This is a genomic window from Agromyces sp. Root1464, assembly GCF_001427265.1.
GTDB classification, from domain to species: domain Bacteria; phylum Actinomycetota; class Actinomycetes; order Actinomycetales; family Microbacteriaceae; genus Agromyces; species Agromyces fucosus.
Genome location: NZ_LMFU01000002.1, coordinates 532,116 through 551,035, shown reverse-complemented (window position 1 = coordinate 551,035; position 18,920 = coordinate 532,116). Strand labels below are relative to the sequence as shown.

Sequence of the window (18,920 nt, the reverse complement as noted above, 5' to 3'; positions counted from 1 at the left end):
TCTCGCTCACGACCCCCGCCGTTCGCGGCGGGGGGTCGTCCGCGGATCCGATAGGATGGGGGAGTTGACAACCTTTAAGGCCGTCCTGTGAGGCGGAGAAGGGAGTCGTTTGATGGCACGTGCCGTGCTCAGTCAAGCTGACATCTCGCGGGCGCTGACCCGCATCTCGCACGAGATCCTCGAGTCCAATCGCGGAAGCTCCGATCTCGTCATCCTCGGCATCCCGACCAGGGGCGTGATCCTCGCCCGTCGCATCGCCGAGACCATCGCCCGCATCGAACCCGATGCCGCACCCCCGCAGGCCGGTGCGCTCGACGTCACGATGTACCGCGACGACCTCACCCGCACGCGCACCCGCACGCCGCAGCCGACCGAGCTGCCGCCGGGCGGCATCGACGGCAAGACCGTCGTGCTCGTCGACGACGTGCTGTACTCGGGCCGCACGATCCGGGCGGCGTTCGATGCGCTCAGCGATCTCGGCCGGGCCCGGGCGGTGCGACTCGCCGTCCTCGTCGACCGAGGCCACCGCGAGTTCCCGATCCGGGCGGACTTCGTGGGCAAGAACCTGCCGAGCTCGACGCGCGAGCGCATCAACGTGCGACTGACCGAGATCGACGGGGACGACGGCGTCGCGATCGACGACACGGCCGCGACCGAAGGAGGCGAGGCGTGATGCGTCACCTCCTGAGCACCCGCGAACTCTCCCGTGAGCAGGCCGTCGAACTCCTCGACATCGCCGAGGACATGGCCGCCGTGCAGGAGCGCGAGGTCAAGAAGCTGCCGACGCTCCGCGGAAAGACGGTCGTGAACCTCTTCTTCGAGGATTCGACCCGCACCCGCATCTCGTTCGAGGCTGCGGCGAAGCGGCTCTCGGCCGACGTCATCAACTTCAGCGCCAAGGGCTCGAGCGTCTCGAAGGGCGAGAGCCTCAAGGACACGGCGCAGACCCTGCAGGCGATGGGCGCCGACGGCGTGGTGATCCGCCACCACGCGTCGGGGGCTCCGTACACGCTCGCGACGAGCGGATGGATCGACGCCGGTGTCGTCAACGCCGGTGACGGCACGCACGAGCACCCCACCCAGGCGCTGCTCGACGCCTTCACGATGCGCCGGCGCCTGCACGGCGCCGCGTCCCGAGGGCGAGCCCTCGACGGCGTGCACGTCGTCATCGTCGGCGACGTGCTGCACTCGCGCGTCGCGCGGTCGAACGTCTGGCTGCTCGCGACCCTCGGCGCTGAGGTCGAACTCGTCGCCCCGCCGACGCTCGTACCGGTCGACACGAGTTCGTGGCCCGCACGCGTCGGCTACGACCTCGACGCCGCCCTCGCCGGCACCCCCGACGTCGTCATGATGCTGCGCATCCAGGCGGAGCGCATGCACGCGGCGTTCTTCCCGAACAGCCGCGAATACGCGCGCACCTGGGGTTTGGACGATGCCAGGTTCGACGCACTGCCCCCCAGTACGATGGTGATGCACCCCGGCCCGATGAATCGCGGGCTCGAGATCGCCGCCCGCGCAGCCGACTCCCAGCAGTCGACGGTGCGCGAGCAGGTTGCGAACGGAGTTTCAGTGAGAATGGCCGCCCTCTACCTGTTGATGTCCGGCGATCGGGGGGACGCCTGATGAGCGAGCGTTTCCTGATCACCGGCGCGACCCTCGCGAGTGGCGAGCGCGCCGACATCCTGCTCGACGGCGGCGTGATCGCCGGCGTCGGCAGCATCGCGGATGCCTCGGGCGCGACGGTCGTCGACGCCGACGGGCTCATCGCCCTCCCCGGCCTCGTCGACCTGCACACCCACCTCCGCGAGCCCGGCTACGAGCAGAGCGAGACCGTGCTGACCGGCACGCAGGCAGCGGCCGCCGGCGGCTTCACCGCGGTGTTCGCGATGGCGAACACCTTCCCCGTCGCCGACACGGCCGGCGTCGTCGAGCAGGAGGCGAGCCTCGGGCGCGCCGCCGGGTACGCGACCGTGCAGCCCATCGGCGCCGTCACGGTCGGCCTCAAGGGCGAACAGCTCGCCGAGCTCGGCGCCATGGCCCGCTCCCGCGCGAACGTGCGCGTCTTCTCCGACGACGGCTTCTGCGTCTCCGACCCGCTGCTCATGCGCAGGGCCCTCGAGTACGTGAAGGCCTTCGACGGCGTCATCGCCCAGCACGCGCAGGAGCCCCGGCTCACCGAGGGTGCGCAGATGAACGAGGGCGCCCTCTCGGGCGAACTCGGCCTGACCGGCTGGCCGGCCGTCGCCGAGGAGTCGATCATCGCGCGTGACGTGCTCCTCGCCGAGCACGTCGGATCCCGTCTGCACGTGTGCCACGTCTCCACCGCCGGTTCCGTCGAGGTGATCCGCTGGGCGAAGGCCCGCGGCATCGACGTGACCGCCGAGGTGACCCCTCATCACCTGCTCCTGACCGAAGACCTCATCGCCGGCTACGACCCCCGGTTCAAGGTGAACCCGCCCCTCCGCCGCGCCGAAGACGTCGAGGCGCTGCGCGCCGCCCTCGCCGACGGCACGATCGACATCGTCGCGACCGACCACGCTCCGCACCCGGTCGAGGCGAAGGAGAGCGAGTGGCAGGCCGCCGCCAACGGCATGGTCGGACTCGAGTCCGCCCTCGCGGTCGTGCACGCCGCCGTCGTCGAGACGGGCCTCATGAACTGGGCGGACGTCGCGCGCGTCATGTCGTCCACGCCGGCGCGCATCGGCCGGCTGCACGGCCACGGCGAGGCGATCGAGGTCGGGGCAGCGCCCGAGCTGACGCTCTACGACCCCGCCGCGGCATCCGAGTTCGACCTCGACCGGCTCGCCGGCCGCAGCACGAACTCGCCCTATCTCGGCCGTCGCCTGCCCGGGCGCGTCGTCGCGACGTTCCACGGGGGCTACCCGACCTTCCTCGACGGTGCCGTGCGCCCGCGCGACGAGGTCGCGCGCAACGCGGCATCCGCTCAGGGGGTCGTGCATGGATAAGGTGATCGGCACCGTCGTCGCCGTCGCGGTCGTCGCGCTCGTCGGCTGGCTCATGTACCGCTCGTGGAAGCGCCGGACCGTGCGCGACGAGTCGCTCGGGTCCTATCCCGTGCCAGCCGAGCACGGTGCGCCGGTCGTCGACGCCGAGGTGCTCTACGTCGCGACCACGCCGTTCGGGGAGCCCCTCGAGCGACTCGCGGTGCACGGGCTCGCGTTCCGCGGCTCCGGTCACGTCGAGGTGATTCCCGAGGGCGTGATCCTCCGCATCGCGGGGGAGTCGCTGACCTTCATCCCGGCCGATCGCCTCGTCGGCGCGCAGCTGGCGAGCTACGCCATCGACCGGGGGGTCGAGCCCGAGGGCCTCGTCGCCCTCACCTGGATCGCCCGGGAGCAGGGAACGCTCGAACCGACCGAACCCCGGGTCGACAGCTACGTGCGCGCCCGGTACCCGGGCGACCCCGCCAGGATCATCCAGGCGGTCAACGACATCGCCGCAGCGCCAGCGCCGCGGTCGGAACAGGACATCGCCGCAGCGCCAGCAGCGCCGCGGCCGGAACACGACATCGCCGCAGCGCCAGCAGCGCCGCGGCCAGAGCAGGAGAGTGAGGCCTCGCATGACTGAGACCCCCGCCGGCACGAGCGATTCCGCCGTGCTCGTCCTCGAAGACGGACGCCGCTACGACGGACGCGCCTACGGTGCGCGCGGCCGCACGCTCGGCGAAGCCGTCTTCGCCACCGGCATGACCGGCTACCAGGAGACCCTGACCGATCCGTCGTACGCCGGCCAGATCGTCATGATGACCGCGCCGCACATCGGCAACACGGGCATGAACGATGAAGACATGGAGTCGGCCCGCATCTGGGTGGCCGGGTTCATCGTGCGCGACCCCTCACGGGTCGTCTCGAACTTCCGCTCGCAGCGGAGCCTCGACGACGACCTCGACTCGTCGGGAGTCGTCGGCATCAGCGGCATCGACACGCGAGCGCTCACGCGGCACCTCCGCTCGGCCGGCGCCATGCGGGCCGGCATCTTCTCGGGCGACGACGCGCTGCTCACCCCCGGCGAGCAGCTCGACCTCGTGCAGAGCGGTGCGGCGATGACCGGCGCGAACCTGTCAGGTGCCGTCTCGACCAGCGAGCCCTACTCGCTGCCGGCCGAGGGCGAGCGCGTCGGATCCGTCGCGGTCCTCGACCTCGGCGTGAAGACCTCGACCCTGAAGTACCTGGCGGAGCGCGGCTTCGACGTGCACGTGGTGCCGCAGTCGGTCACCGCGGAAGAGGTGCTCGCCCTCGCGCCCGACGCGCTGTTCTTCTCGAACGGGCCCGGCGACCCCGCGGCATCCGACCGCCATGTCGAGCTGTTGCGCACCACGCTCCGCGAGGGGCTGCCGTACTTCGGCATCTGCTTCGGCAACCAGCTGCTCGGACGCGCACTCGGCTTCGGCACCTACAAGCTCCCCTTCGGCCACCGCGGCATCAACCAGCCGGTGCTCGACAAGTCCACCGGCCGAGTCGAGATCACGGCCCACAACCACGGCTTCGCCGTGGACGCCCCGATCGATCGCGTCAGCGAGTCGAGCGAGGGCTTCGGCCGCGTCGAGGTCAGCCACTACGGCCTCAACGACAACGTCGTCGAGGGACTCAACTGCCTCGACATCCCGGCGTTCAGCGTGCAGTACCACCCCGAGTCGGCGGCAGGCCCGCACGACGCGAACTACCTCTTCGACCGATTCCGCGACATGGTGATCGCGAACACGACGACGAGCACCGCGACCGAAGGAAGCAACGAGTAATGCCCAAGCGCGACGACATCAACAGCGTCCTCGTCATCGGATCCGGTCCGATCGTCATCGGACAGGCCGCCGAGTTCGACTACTCGGGCACCCAGGCGTGCCGCGTGCTCCGCGAGGAGGGCGTGCGGGTCATCCTCGTGAACCCGAACCCCGCGACGATCATGACCGACCCCGACTTCGCCGACGCGACGTACATCGAGCCGATCACGCCCGAGATCATCGAATCGATCATCATCAAGGAGCGCCCGGATGCGGTGCTCCCGACCCTCGGCGGCCAGACGGCCCTGAACGCGGCCATCGCGCTGCACGACGCGGGCATCCTCGAGAAGCACGGCGTCGAGCTCATCGGCGCGAAGGTCGACGCCATCCGCAAGGGCGAGGACCGTCAGCTCTTCAAGGACCTCGTGATCGAGGCGGGTGCCGGCGTCGCCCGCTCGCACGTCGCGAAGACGCTCGAGCAGGCGAAGGAGTTCGCCCTCGACCTCGGCTACCCGCTCGTGGTGCGCCCGTCGTTCACGATGGGCGGCCTCGGCTCGGGCTTCGCGTACACCGAGGAAGACCTCGTTCGCATCGTCACCCAGGGCCTGCACGACTCGCCCACCACCGAGGTGCTCCTCGAGGAGTCGATCCTCGGCTGGAAGGAGTACGAGCTCGAGCTCATGCGCGACACGGCCGACAACACGGTCGTCGTCTGCTCGATCGAGAACGTCGACCCGGTCGGCGTGCACACCGGCGACTCGATCACGGTGGCACCCGCCCTCACGCTGACCGACCGCGAGTACCAGCACCTGCGCGACATCGGCATCGACATCATCCGCGCCGTCGGCGTCGACACCGGCGGCTGCAACATCCAGTTCGCGATCGACCCGGCCGACGGCCGCGTCATCGTCATCGAGATGAACCCGCGCGTCTCCCGTTCGAGCGCCCTCGCATCGAAGGCCACCGGCTTCCCGATCGCGAAGATCGCCGCGAAGCTCGCCATCGGCTACCGCCTCGACGAGATCCCGAACGACATCACCCGGGTCACCCCGGCGTCGTTCGAGCCGACGCTCGACTACGTCGTCGTCAAGGTGCCCCGGTTCGCGTTCGAGAAGTTCCCGGCCGCCGACCCCACTCTCACGACGACCATGAAGTCCGTCGGCGAGGCGATGGCGATCGGCCGCAACTACGCGACCGCATTGCAGAAGGCGCTCCGCTCGCTCGAGAAGCGCGGCTCCTCGTTCCACTGGGGTGAAGAGGAGCGCTCGATCGAGGAGCTCCTCGAGGTGGCATCCGTGCCGACCGACGGCCGCATCGTCGTCGTGCAGCAGGCGCTCCGCAAGGGCGCCACGATCGAGCAGCTCTTCGAGTCGACCAAGATCGACCCGTGGTTCCTCGACCAGATCGTGCTGATCAACGAGGTCGCCGAGACCATCGCCTCGGCCGAGAACCTCGACACCGAACTGCTGCTGCTCGCGAAGGACCACGGCTTCTCCGACGCGCAGATCGGCCAGCTCCGGGGATTCGGAGAGGCCGACGCCCGCGAGGTGCGCCACATCCTCGGCATCCGCCCGGTCTACAAAACGGTCGACACCTGCGCGGGGGAGTTCCCGGCGCTCACGCCGTACCACTACTCGAGCTACGACCGCGAGACCGAGGTGGAGCCGAGCGACCGCCGCAAGGTCGTCATCCTCGGCTCGGGCCCGAACCGCATCGGCCAGGGCGTCGAGTTCGACTACTCGTGCGTGCACGCCTCCTTCGCCCTCTCTGCGGCGGGCTTCGAGACGATCATGATCAACTGCAACCCCGAGACGGTCTCGACCGACTACGACACGAGCGACCGGCTCTACTTCGAGCCGCTCACGCTCGAGGACGTGCTCGAGGTCATCCACGCCGAGTCCCAGTCGGGCGAGCTCGTCGGCGTCGTCGTGCAGCTCGGCGGCCAGACGGCGCTCGGGCTCGCCAAGGGCCTCGAGGCCGCGGGCATCCCGATCCTCGGCACGACACCCGATGCGATCGACCTGGCCGAAGAGCGCGGTCTCTTCTCCGGCATCCTCGACGCCGCGGGCCTCCTCGCGCCGAAGAACGGCACGGCGATCGACCTCGCCGGCGCGGTGCACGTCGCGGAGGGCATCGGCTACCCGGTGCTCGTGCGTCCGAGTTACGTGCTCGGCGGCCGCGGCATGGAGATCGTCTACGACTCGCCCTCGCTGGCCGACTACTTCGCACGCATCGAGGGTCAGGGCATCGTCGGCCCCACGCATCCGCTGCTCGTCGACCGGTTCCTCGACGACGCGATCGAGATCGACGTCGACGCGCTGTACGACGGCACCGACCTCTACATCGGCGGCGTCATGGAGCACATCGAGGAGGCCGGCATCCACTCCGGCGACTCGAGCTGCACCCTGCCTCCCGTGACGCTCGGCCGCGCCGAGGTCGACCGGGTCCGCGAGGCCACCCGCGCCATCGCCGAGGGCATCGGCGTGCGTGGCCTGCTGAACGTGCAGTTCGCGATCGGCGCCGGCGTGCTCTACGTGCTCGAGGCCAATCCCCGTGCGAGCCGCACCGTGCCCTTCGTCTCGAAGGCGCTCGGCATCCCGCTCGCGAAGGCCGCGTCGCGCATCATGGTCGGTGCGACCGTCGCCGAGCTCATCGCCGAGGGCATGCTCCCCGCCTCCGACGGCTCGCGAGTGCCGCTCGACGCGCCGGTCGCCGTGAAGGAGGCCGTGCTGCCCTTCAGCCGGTTCCGCACCCGCGAGGGGATCATCGTCGACTCCGTGCTCGGCCCCGAGATGCGCTCGACCGGCGAGGTCATGGGCATCGACAAGGACTTCCCGACCGCGTTCGCGAAGAGCCAGCTCGCAGCCTACGGCGGCATGCCCACCTCGGGCACGGTGTTCGTGTCGGTCTCCGACCGTGACAAGCGTGCGATCATCCTGCCGGTGCTGCGACTGCAGCAGCTCGGGTACGACGTCGCAGCGACCGAGGGCACCGCAGAGGTGCTGCGTCGGAACGGCATCCGGGCGAAGGAGGTGCTGAAGTTCAGCGAGAAGACGAGCGAGGACGCGGCATCCGTGGTCGAGCTCATCCACCGCGGTGAGATCGACGTCGTCGTGAACACGCCCAGCGGGCGTTCTTCGCGCGCCGACGGCTACGAGATCCGTGCAGCGGCTGTGGCGTCCGACATCCCGCTGTTCACGACCATCGCCGAGCTCTCGGCGGCGGTCGCCTCGCTCGACGTGCAGCGCGACGGCTTCGAGGTCACGAGCCTGCAGGAGTACGCCCGCCGTCGGGAGGCCAGCGCATGAGCGACATCACGCCCTTCGGCGACCGGCTCGAAGCCGTCTTCGCCGCGTACGGCCGGCTCTGCGTGGGCATCGACCCGCACGCCTCGCTCCTCGACCAGTGGGGGCTTCCCGACTCGGCAGAGGGTCTGCGCGAGTTCGGCCTTCGCACGATCGACGCCGCCGCAGGGCGCGTCGGCATCGTGAAGCCGCAGGTCGCCTTCTTCGAGCGGCACGGGGCGGCGGGCTACGCGGCGCTCGAGCGCGTGCTCGCCGAGGCCCGCGACGCCGGCCTGATCGTGATCGCCGACGTGAAGCGCGGGGACATCGGCTCGAGCGTCGAGGCCTACGGGCAGGCCTGGCTGACGCCCGGATCGAGCCTCGAAGCCGACGCGATGACGATCAGCGCGTACCAGGGCCTCGGCTCGATCGCCGGCGTGCTCGAGGCCGCCGAGTCGACCGGCAAGGGCGCCTTCGTGCTCGCCGCGACCTCGAACCCCGAGGCCGCCGCGATCCAGCGCGCCGTGCTGCAGCAGTCGAGCCGTGCCGGCTCCACGGTCGCCCAGGCCGTCACGAGCGGAGTCGTCGCCTGGAACCAGGGTCGGGCGGATGCCGCGACGCGCGGGCTCGGCTCGGTCGGCGTCGTGCTCGGCGCGACGATCGACCTGCGCAGTTCGGGCATCGACCTCGACGTCGATCCGCCGCGACCGGGGCTCCCGGTGCTGGCACCCGGCTTCGGACATCAGGGTGCCGAACTCCGCGACCTCCGCGCGATCTTCGGGTCGCTCGCCGCCGGCGTCATCGTGAGCGAGTCGCGATCGATCCTCGGTGCAGGGCCCGACGGCCTCGCCGAGGCGATCACGCGCCGCGTCGGCGATGTGGGGGCGACGAGTGTCTGAGCAGACGACCGTCTCGGGGGCTGCGCGCCCCACACCCCCCGACGTCGATCGGGTGGCGGCATCCCGTGCCGCAGTCGCAGCGCGTCGCGCACGCGCCACCGTCAAGTCCGCGATCGCCGCCGGCTCGCGAAGCCCGCTCGACGTGCTGCGCGAGGCGTTCGAATCGCCTGAAGGCGTCGAGGGGCGCCTTCGCGTCACCGAGTTCCTCACCTCGATCCCCGCGATCGGGCAGACGAAGTCGGCGCGCATCATGGAGGAGCTCGAGATTTCGCCGTCCAAGCGTCTCGGTGGCCTCGGTCGCCTGCAGCGGCGGCGCCTCCGCGAGTTCCTCGCGGACTGGGTCGCCGCGCACGGTGGCACGGGCGACCGTCTCGTCGTCCTCGCCGGACCGACCGCGGTGGGCAAGGGCACCGTCGCCGAGTACATCCGCCGCAACCACCCCGATGTGCGTCTCTCCGTCTCGGCGACGACGCGTCAGCCGCGACCCGGCGAGGTCGAGGGCGAGAGCTACTTCTTCGTCGACGACGCCGAGTTCGACCGCATGGTCGAGGCCGGCGAACTGCTCGAATGGGCGACCGTGCACAACGCGTCGCGATACGGCACGCCCCGCAAGGCGGTCGAAGAGGCGATCGCGGCGGGCAACAGCGTGCTGCTCGAGATCGACATTCAGGGCGCCCGATCGGTTCGACGCGCCGCACCCGAGGCGACGCTCGTCTTCCTCCTGCCGCCGAGCTGGGACGAACTCGTGCGCCGACTCGTCGGTCGGGGCACTGAGAGCCCGGCCGAACAGCAGCGCCGTCTCGAGACCGCGAAGGTCGAATTGGCGGCCGTCGAGGAGTTCGACCACCAGGTCGTGAACCACGACGTCGCCGAAGCGGCGCAGGAGGTCGTAGACTTGATGAGATCTCGCAAGGGTCGGCGTTGAGCTGCCCTCGTCACGACTTTCCGCGCACCGAGGGTGCGCATCCACGATCTAAGGAGTCATTCCATGGCTGAGAAGCTGTCCGGCATCATCGACCCGCCCATCGACGACCTGCTCTCCAAGGTCGACTCGAAGTACCAGCTGGTCATCTTCGCGTCCAAGCGCGCGCGCCAGATCAACGACTACTACGCCGACCTGCACGAAGGCAGCCTCTTCGACAACGTCGGCCCGCTCGTGGACTCCTCGATCGACGACAAGCCGTTGTCGGTCGCGATGCACGAGATCAACGAAGACAAGCTCCGGCTCCGCCCGATCGCCGAGTGATCCGGAGGGCCGGATGACTCGGCTCAACATCGTCGTCGGCATCACGGGCGGCATCGCGGCGTACAAGGCCGTCGGGGTCGTGCGCGCGCTCGTGCTCGCCGGCCACGACGTCCACGTCGTGCCGACCGAGGGCGCGCTGCGCTTCGTCGGCAGGCCGACACTCGAGGCGATCTCGCGCAATCCGGTGCACACCGAGTTGTACGAGGGTGTCGCCGAGGTGCGGCACGTCGCCATCGGCCAGGCCGCCGACCTGATCGTCATCGCGCCGGCCACCGCGAACTCCATCGCGAAGCTCGCGACGGGCCTCGCCGACGACCTCCTCGGCAACACGCTGCTCGCGAGCGAGGCGCCCGTCGTGATCGCTCCGGCCATGCACACCGAGATGTGGCGTCATCCCGCCACCCGGGCGAACATCGAGACGCTCCGTTCGCGCGGGGTCACGATCGTGGGTCCCGCGGTCGGCCAGCTCACCGGCTCCGACAGCGGCCCGGGTCGCATGGAGGAGCCCGACGAGATCGTGCGCATCGCCCTCGAGCGCGTGCTCGGGCGCGGCGCCGGCGCCGAGGCATCCGCTCGCCGTGGTGATCTCGCAGGCCGCCATGTCGTGGTGAGCGCCGGCGGTACGCGCGAGCCGCTCGATCCCGTGCGCTTCCTCGGCAACCGTTCGAGCGGCAAGCAGGGCATCGCGATCGCCGAGGCGGCGCGTGAACGCGGAGCGAAGGTCACCCTCATCGCCGCGAATCTCGAGGTCGCCGAGCCCGACGGCTGCGACATCCGCCGCGTCTCGACCGCCCTCGAACTGCAGGCCGCGGTGACCGAGGCCGCGAGCGGCGCCGACGTCGTCGTGATGGCCGCAGCCGTGGCCGACTACCGGCCCGCGAGCGTCAGCGAGGGCAAGATCAAGAAGGACCAGAGCGACGACGGGCTGACGCTCGAACTCGTGCGCAACCCCGACATCCTCTCGGGCCTCGGCCATGCGCCGCATGCGGGAACGCTGCTCGTCGGCTTCGCGGCCGAGACCGAGCCCGACGACGACCGCCTCATCGCGCTCGGCCGCGGCAAGCGCGAGGCGAAGGGCGCCGACCTGCTCGTCGTCAACCGCGTCGGCTGGAACGAGGGCTTCGCGAGCGACGAGAACCGGGTCGTCGTGATCGGCCGTGACGGCGACGTCGTCACACGAGCACACGGAACGAAACAGTCGGTGGCGCATGACATCCTCGATGTGGTGGTCACGGAAGTGACCGCAGCCACCGCCGCGACGACCTCGAAGGAATCAGAAACCGCATGAGCGCACTCCGCCGCTTCACCTCCGAGTCCGTCACCGAAGGCCACCCCGACAAGCTCTGCGACCAGATCTCCGACTCCATCCTCGATGCGCTGCTCCGCGAAGACCCGCACAGCCGGGTCGCGGTCGAGACGCTCGTGACCACGGGTCTCGTGCACGTCGCGGGCGAGGTCACCACGAGCGGGTACGTCGAGATCCCGGCCATCGTGCGCGAGCGCGTCACCTCGATCGGCTACGACTCCGCAGACGCCTGGTTCGACGGGCGTTCGTGCGGCGTCTCGGTCTCGATCGGCGGGCAGTCGCCCGACATCGCGCAGGGCGTCGACCATGCGTTCGAGGCGCGCGAGGGATCGAGCGAAGACGCCCTCGACATGCAGGGCGCCGGCGACCAGGGCATCATGTTCGGCTACGCCACGCGCGAGACCCCCGAGCTCATGCCGGTGCCGATCTGGCTCGCGCACCGCCTCGCCGAGCGCCTCTCCGCCGTGCGCAAGAGCGGCGAGCTCGACTACCTCCGCCCCGACGGCAAGACGCAGGTCACGATCGGCTACGACGGACAGGTGCCGAAGACGGTCGAGACCGTCGTGCTCTCGACGCAGCACACCCTGGCGGTGTCGACCGAGCAGCTGCGCGCCGAGGTCGAAGAGCTCGTGATCCGCCCCGTGCTCGACACCGTCGAGCTCGCGCGCCCCGACCTCGCCGTGCTCATCAACCCGACCGGTCGCTTCGAGATCGGCGGCCCGCAGGGCGACGCGGGCCTCACCGGCCGCAAGATCATCATCGACACCTATGGCGGCGCGAGCCGGCACGGCGGCGGTGCCTTCAGCGGCAAGGACCCGTCGAAGGTCGACCGCTCAGCGGCGTACGCGATGCGCTGGGTCGCGAAGAACGCCGTCGCGGCGGGCCTCGCCGACCGTCTCGAGCTGCAGGTGGCGTACGCCATCGGCAAGGCTGCGCCCGTCGGCCTCTACGTCGAGAGCTTCGGCACCGGTGCCCTGCCCGACGAGCAGATCACCGCGGCGATCCGCGAGGTGTTCGACCTGCGACCGGCGGCGATCATCCGCGACCTCGACCTGCTGCGCCCCATCTACGCGCAGACCGCGAGCTACGGCCACTTCGGCCGCGAGCTGCCCGACTTCACGTGGGAGCGCCTCGACCGCGTCGACGATCTCCGCTCCGCTGCCGGACTCTGACGTGGCCGGCGGCTCCGTCGCCCGCGTGCTCGTCGACTCGCCGCTCCCGCAGCTCGACCAGCTCTTCGACTATGCGGTGCCCGAGCGGCTCCGCGACGCCGCGGTCGCCGGTGTGCGCGTGCGCGTTCCGCTGCGTTCCGGCGGGCGCATCGCCAACGGATGGCTCGTCGAGCTCGCGTCCTCGAGCGAGTACGACGGGCGTCTCAGCGAGCTCGAAGACGTCGTCTCCGAAGTGCCGCTCCTGACGCCAGAGGTGTGGGCGCTCGCACGTGCCGCTGCCGACCGCGCGGCCGGCAACGCCGGCGACATCCTGCGGGTGGCCATTCCGAGCCGCTATGTGCGGGCCGAGCGGGCGTGGCGGGCGGCCGAGCCGGACGCGGGCGAGCTGCCGGGTCCGGCCGCGCCGATTCCGGGCTACGAGCCGGGCCGTATCGAGACGGGCATCGACGCGGGCGAGCGGATGGCGCTGGCCGCCGATCCCCGCCCGGTGCTGCTCTCGTCGGGCGAGTGGGTCGGCGCATGGGCGGCGACGCTCGCTGCAGCTGCCGCGCACACGCTCGCGGCCGACCGTTCGAGTCTCATCGTCGTTCCCGACTATCGCGACCAGGAGCAACTGCAGGCGGCCCTCGCCGATCGCGTCGACCCTCGCCGGGTGCTCCGCACCGATGCGCGGCAGACGGGCGGCGAGCGGTTCCGCGCGTTCCTCGACGCCACGGGCACCGACGCCCGCGTCGTCATCGGCAACCGCTCGACGGTCTACGCGCCGGCGTCGCGTCTCGGCCTCATCGCCATCTGGGACGACGGGGACTCGCTCCAGAACGAGCAGCTCTCGCCGGGCGTGCACCCGCGGGATGCCGCGCTCATCAGGCAGGAGCAGTCGGGTGCGGCACTGCTCTTCCTCGGGCACAGCCGCAGCGTCGAGGTCGAACGCCTCGTCGAGATCGGATGGGTGCACGAGGTGCCGGCCGTCAGGCACGTTCGACCGAAGGTCATCCCGACCGAGCAGCAGGCCTCGCCCGAGCCGGGCTCGGCCAGGATCCCGTCGAGCGCGTGGCGCGCGGCGCAGCAGGCGATCGCCGAGGGGCCCGTGCTCGTGCAGGTCGCGCGGCCGGGGAACGCGCCGCTGCTCGCCTGCGATCGCTGCCGCGAGCCGGCCCGATGCGCAGCGTGCGGCGGAGCCCTGGTCGTGCCACGCAGCGGCGGCGACCCGCGATGCGTGCTGTGCGGCACGAGCGCGAGCGCCTGGAGGTGTCCGGTCTGCGAGGCCACGAAGCTGCGCGCGGTCACGGTCGGCGCGAGCCGCACGGCCGAGGAGCTCGGTCGTGCCTTCCCGAAGGCCCGCGTGATCCTCTCCGACGGCGAACGGCCGGTGCTGAAGGTCGGTGCCGAGCCCGCGCTCGTCGTCGCGACTCGAGGCGCAGAACCCATCGCCGAGGGCGGCTACCGTGCCGTACTCCTCCTCGACGGCGAGCGGATGCTGCTGCGCGAGTCGCTTCGCGTGGCTGAGGACTGCCTGCGCTGGTGGGCGAACGCCGCGGCGCTCGCGGCGCCCGGCTCACCGGTCTACCTGGTCGGGGTGGCGGGCGCGCTCGCGCAGTCGCTCACATCATGGCGGCTCTCCGAGTGGGCGAGCGGCGAACTCGCGAGCCGCCGGGCGCTGCGATTCCCGCCTGCGGTGCGGGTCGCGAGCGTCACGGCGGCGCCCGCCCTCGTCGCCAGGGCGCTCGATGCGGCCCGCGACGCCGCCGCCGGCGTCGACTCGCTCGGCCCGGTGCCGGCCGACGAGGGACTCGAGCGCGGCATCGTGCGGTTCGACTACGCCGCAGGTGCAGCGGTCGCGAAGGCGCTCCGAGCCGAGATGATCCGGGTCGCGACCGAGCGACGGCGCCCGGTCGCCGGGCAGCCGCCCAAGCGGCCCGCGGTGCTCCGGGTGCGTTTCGACGACCCCGAGGTCCCGTAGTCCGCCTTCGTCGGCGACAATGGAGTGTGCAGAAGCTCCGCCTCGTCTTCGCCGGCACTCCTGCCGTCGCCGTTCCATCACTCGACCGTCTCGCAGCGAGCGGGCATGATCTCGTCGGCGTCGTCACCCGGGAGCCGGCTCCGCTCGGGCGCAAGCGCGTGCTGACCCCGTCGCCCGTCGCGCAGGCGGCGACCGCACTCGACGTGCCGCTCATCGAGGCGAACCGGCTCGATGCCGACGTGACGGCGCGGGTCGCCGCACTCAAGCCCGATCTCGGCGTCATCGTCGCCTACGGCGGCCTCGTGAGAGAACCCCTGCTCTCGACCCCCGTGCACGGCTGGATCAACCTGCACTTCTCGCTGCTTCCCGCCTGGCGCGGGGCGGCGCCCGTGCAGCACTCCCTCATCGCGGGCGACACCGTCGCCGGGGCATCCGTGTTCCAGCTCGTGCCCGAGCTCGACGCCGGCGAGGTCTTCGCCGAGCTGCGGCATCCGCTGCAGGGCCACGAGACGGCCGGTGAGCTGCTCGACGCCCTCGCGGACTCGGGCGCAGGCCTGCTCGCCGACGTCGTCGACGCCATCGCCGACGGCTCGGCGCGATCGGTGCCCCAGCTCGGTGAGCCGAGTCTCGCTCCCAAGCTGTCGATCGACGACGCGCGGCTCGACTGGACGCTGCCCGCACACGAGGTGCACTCCCGATTCCGCGGCGTCACGCCCGAACCCGGCGCCTGGACGACGATCGACGAGCAGCGGGTGAAGCTCCTCGACCTCGGCGCTCCCGTCGGCGACGACATCCCCGCTCTCGCCCCTGGCGAGCTCGTGCCCTCGGCGCGCCGAGTACTCATCGGCACCGGTACCACGCCGCTCGAGCTGCGCCGGGTGCAGCCGGCGGGCAGACCGGCGATGGATGCCGGAGACTGGTGGCGCGGGTCCGGACGCAGCACGGCGGTGGCTCGATGAGCGGCGGGAACGGCGGACGCGGGGGGAGCACCGGCCGTAGCGGCTCCGGCGGCCAGCGCCGTGGTGGTGGTGGCGGCGGCGGAGTCTCCGCTCGCTCGACGCCAGCGCGCATCGCCCCCGCGCGCATCGTCGCCGTCGAGGTGCTCGAGGCCGTGCGCGCCGACGAGGCCTATGCGAACCTGCTCCTGCCCACCCGCATCCGCCGAGCAGGCCTCGACCGCGCCGACGCCGCCTTCGCGACCGAACTCACCTACGGCACGCTCCGCATGCAGGGCTTCTACGATCGGGTGATCGAGCTCGCGGCGAACCGGCCCGCCTCCGCGATCGACACCGCGGTGCTGGACGTGCTCCGGCTCGGGGCGCACCAGCTCCTCGCCACCCGGGTCGCCACGCACGCGGCCGTCAACGAGCAGGTCGAACTCGCACGTCGGGTCGCGCCGAAGGCTGCCGGGTTCGCCAACGCCGTGCTCCGCACGATCTCGCGCACGTCGCCCGAGGAGTGGCGCGAGCTCGTCGCCGAGGGCGCGCGCAGTGAAGATGCGCGTCTCGCGGCCGTCACGAGCCACCCCGAGTGGATCGTGCGGGCGCTTCGAACCGCCCTCGACCACGAAGGACGGGCCGGCGAGCTCGAACAGCTGCTCGAGGCCGACAACGCCTCGCCCCGGGTGAACCTCGCGGTGCTGCCGGGCCTCGACCTCGACACCGACGCCATCGAGGGCTTCGAGCCCGATCGCTTCTCGCCGATCGGCGCGGTCGCCGCCGACCCGATCGCCACGGCCGAGCGCTCGGGCGGTCGCATCCGCGTGCAGGACGAGGGGTCCCAGCTCGCCGCCCTCGCACTCAGTCGTGCCGAGCCGGTCCGCGCGGGGGAGCGCTGGCTCGACCTGTGCGCGGGCCCGGGCGGCAAGACGGCGGTGCTCGCGGCCGAGGCGCTCGCGACCGGCGCGGTGCTCGCGGCGAACGAGACCGTGCCGGTTCGTGCCGAACTCGTGCGCAATGCGATCGTCGGGGTGCCGCTCGACGTCGAGGTGCACGTCGGCGACGGACGCGAGCTCGACCTCGAGGCGCTCGGCGCACCCGGCGGGTTCGACCGCATCCTGCTCGACGCACCGTGCACCGGGCTGGGCGCGCTCCGTCGCCGGCCGGAGGCCCGCTGGCGCAAGGCTCCATCGGATGTCGCCGAGCTCACGAAGCTCCAGGGCCAGTTGTTCGACAGCGCCTTCGCGGCCCTCGCGCCCCGCGGCATCCTCGCGTACGTGACGTGCTCGCCCCACACCGGGGAGACCCACGGCACGCTCGCGGCCGCACTCCGTCGCGCGGGCGATTCGGCCGAGCAGCTCGACACGCGCTCCGTGATCGAGGCGGTCTCGCGGCATCCGCTCGACCTCGCCGGTGCGCCCGAGACCGTGCAGCTCTGGCCGCACCGGCACGGCACCGACGCCATGTTCATCGCGCTCGTGCGCAAGCGGCAGGCGTGAACGGCCGCCTCGACCCTCGATAGGGTGGCTGCATGACGACGCGGATCAACCCGAGCATCCTCGCTGCCGACTTCGCGAACCTCGAGCACGAGCTCGGGCGCATCGCGAGCGCCGACCTCGTGCACGTCGACGTGATGGACAACCACTTCGTGCCGAACCTGACGTTCGGGCCGCAGATGGTGGGCCGCCTGCAAGAGGTCAGCCCAATCCCGCTCGACGTGCACCTCATGATCTCCGACGTCGATCGCTGGGCGCCCGGCTATGCCGAACTCGGCGCGTTCTCGGTCACCTTCCACGCCGAGGCCACCGACGAGCCCGTGGCGCTCGCGCGCCGGCTCCGCGAGATCGGCGCGCGCGCCGGCATCGCGCTGAAGCCCGGCACCGACGTCGAGCCGTACCTCGAGCTGCTGCCCGAGTTCGACCAGGTGCTCGTGATGACCGTCGAGCCCGGCTTCGGCGGCCAGTCGTTCATGGCCGAGACGATGCCGAAGCTCGAGCGCCTCTCGCGCGTGGTGCGAGAGACGGGCCTCGACGTCTGGCTGCAGGTCGACGGCGGCATCTCGCTCGACACGATCGGCATCGCAGCAGATGCCGGGGCCGACACCTTCGTCGCCGGCTCAGCGGTCTTCGGGGCCGAGGTGCCCGCCGACCGCATCATCGCCCTTCGTGACGCCGCGATCGCGCACCGGCATTGAGCCGGGCCGGGCACCGGTAGTCTTGACGGGTGAAGACCTTCGACGAGCTGTTCATCGAGCTCGCTGACAGAGCCGCCACCCGCCCCGAGGGCTCAGGCACCGTACGCGAGCTCGACGCCGGCGTGCACGCCATCGGCAAGAAGATCGTCGAGGAGGCCGCCGAGGTGTGGATGGCCGCCGAGTACCAGAGCGACGACGAGACGGCAGAAGAGATCTCCCAGCTGCTCTACCACCTGCAGGTGCTGATGCTGGCGAAGGGGCTCACGCCCGCCGACGTGTACCGACATCTCTGATCCCGCCCATGGCCGATCAGAACCGTCGACACGAAAGTACCGAAATGCTCCGAATCGCCGTGCCCAACAAGGGCTCGCTCGCCGAAACCGCCGCGCAGATGCTGTGGGAGGCCGGGTACACCGGTCGCCGCGACCCGCGCGACCTTCACACCGCCGACCCGCGCAACGGGGTCGAGTTCTTCTACCTCCGCCCGCGCGACATCGCGACCTACGTCGGATCCGGCGCGCTCGACGTCGGCATCACGGGTCGCGACCTCCTGCTCGATTCCGGCTCGGATGCCTCCGAGATCGCGCCGCTCGGATTCGGCGACTCGACGTTCCGCTTCGCGGGGCCGGCGGGCGCCTTCACCGACCTCACGGGCCTCGAGGGCGTTCGGGTGGCCACGAGCTACCCGGGCCTCGTCGGCGACTTCCTCGCCGGCCACGGCGTCACGCCCGCCAAGCTCGTGAAGCTCGACGGCGCCGTCGAGTCCGCGGTACGGCTCGGCGTGGCCGACGCGGTCGCCGACGTCGTCTCGACGGGCTCGACGCTCCGCCAGGCGGGTCTCGAGATCTTCGGCCCGGTCATCCTCGACTCGACGGCCGTCCTCATCGGGTCCGGCATCGACAAGCCGGGCGCCGCGACACTGCTCCGCCGCCTCCAGGGCGTGCTCGTGGCACGCCAGTACGTGCTGCTCGACTACGACGTGCCGGTCGAGCACCTCGAGCGGGCGACGGCCGCCGCGCCCGGATTCGAGTCGCCCACGGTCTCGCCGCTGCACGATCCCGAATGGGTCGCCGTGCGCGTCATGATCCCGCGCGCCGACATGAACCACGTCATGGACGAGCTGTACGAGCTCGGCGCGAGGGCGATCCTCGTGAGCGCGATCCACGCAGCTCGGTTGTGAGGC

General features: G+C 71.2%; 17 protein-coding genes. All 17 read left to right on the top strand.

Annotated elements, in window-relative coordinates:
* The first annotated feature begins 109 nt into the window (after positions 1-109).
* Positions 110-673, top strand: coding sequence for a bifunctional pyr operon transcriptional regulator/uracil phosphoribosyltransferase PyrR (gene pyrR / locus ASD23_RS08355; RefSeq protein ID WP_056009299.1), 564 nt, complete (start codon positions 110-112; stop codon positions 671-673).
* The gene (locus ASD23_RS08350; protein WP_056009297.1) at positions 673-1,623 is read left to right on the top strand and encodes an aspartate carbamoyltransferase catalytic subunit; all 951 of its coding nucleotides are present in this window, start codon (positions 673-675) and stop codon (positions 1,621-1,623) included. The genes pyrR and ASD23_RS08350 overlap by 1 nt, the downstream gene beginning before the upstream one ends.
* The gene (locus ASD23_RS08345; protein WP_056009295.1) at positions 1,623-2,966 is read left to right on the top strand and encodes a dihydroorotase; all 1,344 of its coding nucleotides are present in this window, start codon (positions 1,623-1,625) and stop codon (positions 2,964-2,966) included. The genes ASD23_RS08350 and ASD23_RS08345 overlap by 1 nt, the downstream gene beginning before the upstream one ends.
* Complete coding sequence (locus ASD23_RS08340; protein ID WP_157377045.1) at positions 2,959-3,588, top strand: PH-like domain-containing protein; 630 nt, start codon at positions 2,959-2,961, stop codon at positions 3,586-3,588. Before ASD23_RS08345 ends, ASD23_RS08340 begins: the two co-directional genes overlap by 8 nt.
* Positions 3,581-4,759 (top strand): glutamine-hydrolyzing carbamoyl-phosphate synthase small subunit, encoded by a 1,179-nt coding sequence (carA, locus tag ASD23_RS08335; protein WP_199470562.1) that lies wholly within the window; start codon positions 3,581-3,583, stop codon positions 4,757-4,759. Before ASD23_RS08340 ends, carA begins: the two co-directional genes overlap by 8 nt.
* Positions 4,759-8,046 carry a carbamoyl-phosphate synthase large subunit gene (carB, locus tag ASD23_RS08330; protein WP_056009291.1) on the top strand — a complete coding sequence of 1,096 codons (3,288 nt, stop codon included), beginning with the start codon at positions 4,759-4,761 and terminating at the stop codon, positions 8,044-8,046. Before carA ends, carB begins: the two co-directional genes overlap by 1 nt.
* Entirely contained in the window at positions 8,043-8,921 is an 879-nt protein-coding gene (gene pyrF, locus ASD23_RS08325) for an orotidine-5'-phosphate decarboxylase (protein ID WP_056009289.1), read from the top strand. Before carB ends, pyrF begins: the two co-directional genes overlap by 4 nt.
* Positions 8,914-9,846, top strand: a complete 933-nt coding sequence (gene gmk / locus ASD23_RS08320; protein WP_235507685.1) for a guanylate kinase — start codon at positions 8,914-8,916, stop codon at positions 9,844-9,846. The genes pyrF and gmk overlap by 8 nt, the downstream gene beginning before the upstream one ends.
* A gap of 63 nt (positions 9,847-9,909) precedes the next feature.
* Positions 9,910-10,167, top strand: coding sequence for a DNA-directed RNA polymerase subunit omega (gene rpoZ, locus ASD23_RS08315; protein ID WP_056009287.1), 258 nt, complete (start codon positions 9,910-9,912; stop codon positions 10,165-10,167).
* 13 nt (positions 10,168-10,180) lie between these two features.
* Positions 10,181-11,455: a bifunctional phosphopantothenoylcysteine decarboxylase/phosphopantothenate--cysteine ligase CoaBC gene (coaBC, locus tag ASD23_RS08310; protein WP_056009286.1), complete on the top strand. Its 1,275-nt coding sequence runs from the start codon at positions 10,181-10,183 to the stop codon at positions 11,453-11,455.
* Entirely contained in the window at positions 11,452-12,645 is a 1,194-nt protein-coding gene (gene metK, locus ASD23_RS08305) for a methionine adenosyltransferase (RefSeq protein ID WP_056009284.1), read from the top strand. The genes coaBC and metK overlap by 4 nt, the downstream gene beginning before the upstream one ends.
* Before the next feature lies 1 nt (position 12,646).
* On the top strand, positions 12,647-14,605 hold the full coding sequence (locus tag ASD23_RS08300; protein WP_056009282.1) for a hypothetical protein: 1,959 nt from the start codon (positions 12,647-12,649) through the stop codon (positions 14,603-14,605).
* A gap of 26 nt (positions 14,606-14,631) precedes the next feature.
* On the top strand, positions 14,632-15,564 hold the full coding sequence (fmt, locus tag ASD23_RS08295; RefSeq protein WP_056009280.1) for a methionyl-tRNA formyltransferase: 933 nt from the start codon (positions 14,632-14,634) through the stop codon (positions 15,562-15,564).
* Positions 15,561-17,042: an RsmB/NOP family class I SAM-dependent RNA methyltransferase gene (locus tag ASD23_RS08290; RefSeq protein WP_082571523.1), complete on the top strand. Its 1,482-nt coding sequence runs from the start codon at positions 15,561-15,563 to the stop codon at positions 17,040-17,042. Before fmt ends, ASD23_RS08290 begins: the two co-directional genes overlap by 4 nt.
* Before the next feature lie 32 nt (positions 17,043-17,074).
* The gene (gene rpe, locus ASD23_RS08285) at positions 17,075-17,737 is read left to right on the top strand and encodes a ribulose-phosphate 3-epimerase (RefSeq protein WP_056009278.1); all 663 of its coding nucleotides are present in this window, start codon (positions 17,075-17,077) and stop codon (positions 17,735-17,737) included.
* 29 nt (positions 17,738-17,766) lie between these two features.
* Complete coding sequence (locus tag ASD23_RS08280; RefSeq protein ID WP_056009276.1) at positions 17,767-18,030, top strand: phosphoribosyl-ATP diphosphatase; 264 nt, start codon at positions 17,767-17,769, stop codon at positions 18,028-18,030.
* Positions 18,031-18,074: 44 nt separating this feature from the next.
* The gene (hisG, locus tag ASD23_RS08275; protein ID WP_056009274.1) at positions 18,075-18,917 is read left to right on the top strand and encodes an ATP phosphoribosyltransferase; all 843 of its coding nucleotides are present in this window, start codon (positions 18,075-18,077) and stop codon (positions 18,915-18,917) included.
* Positions 18,918-18,920: the final 3 nt, after the last annotated feature.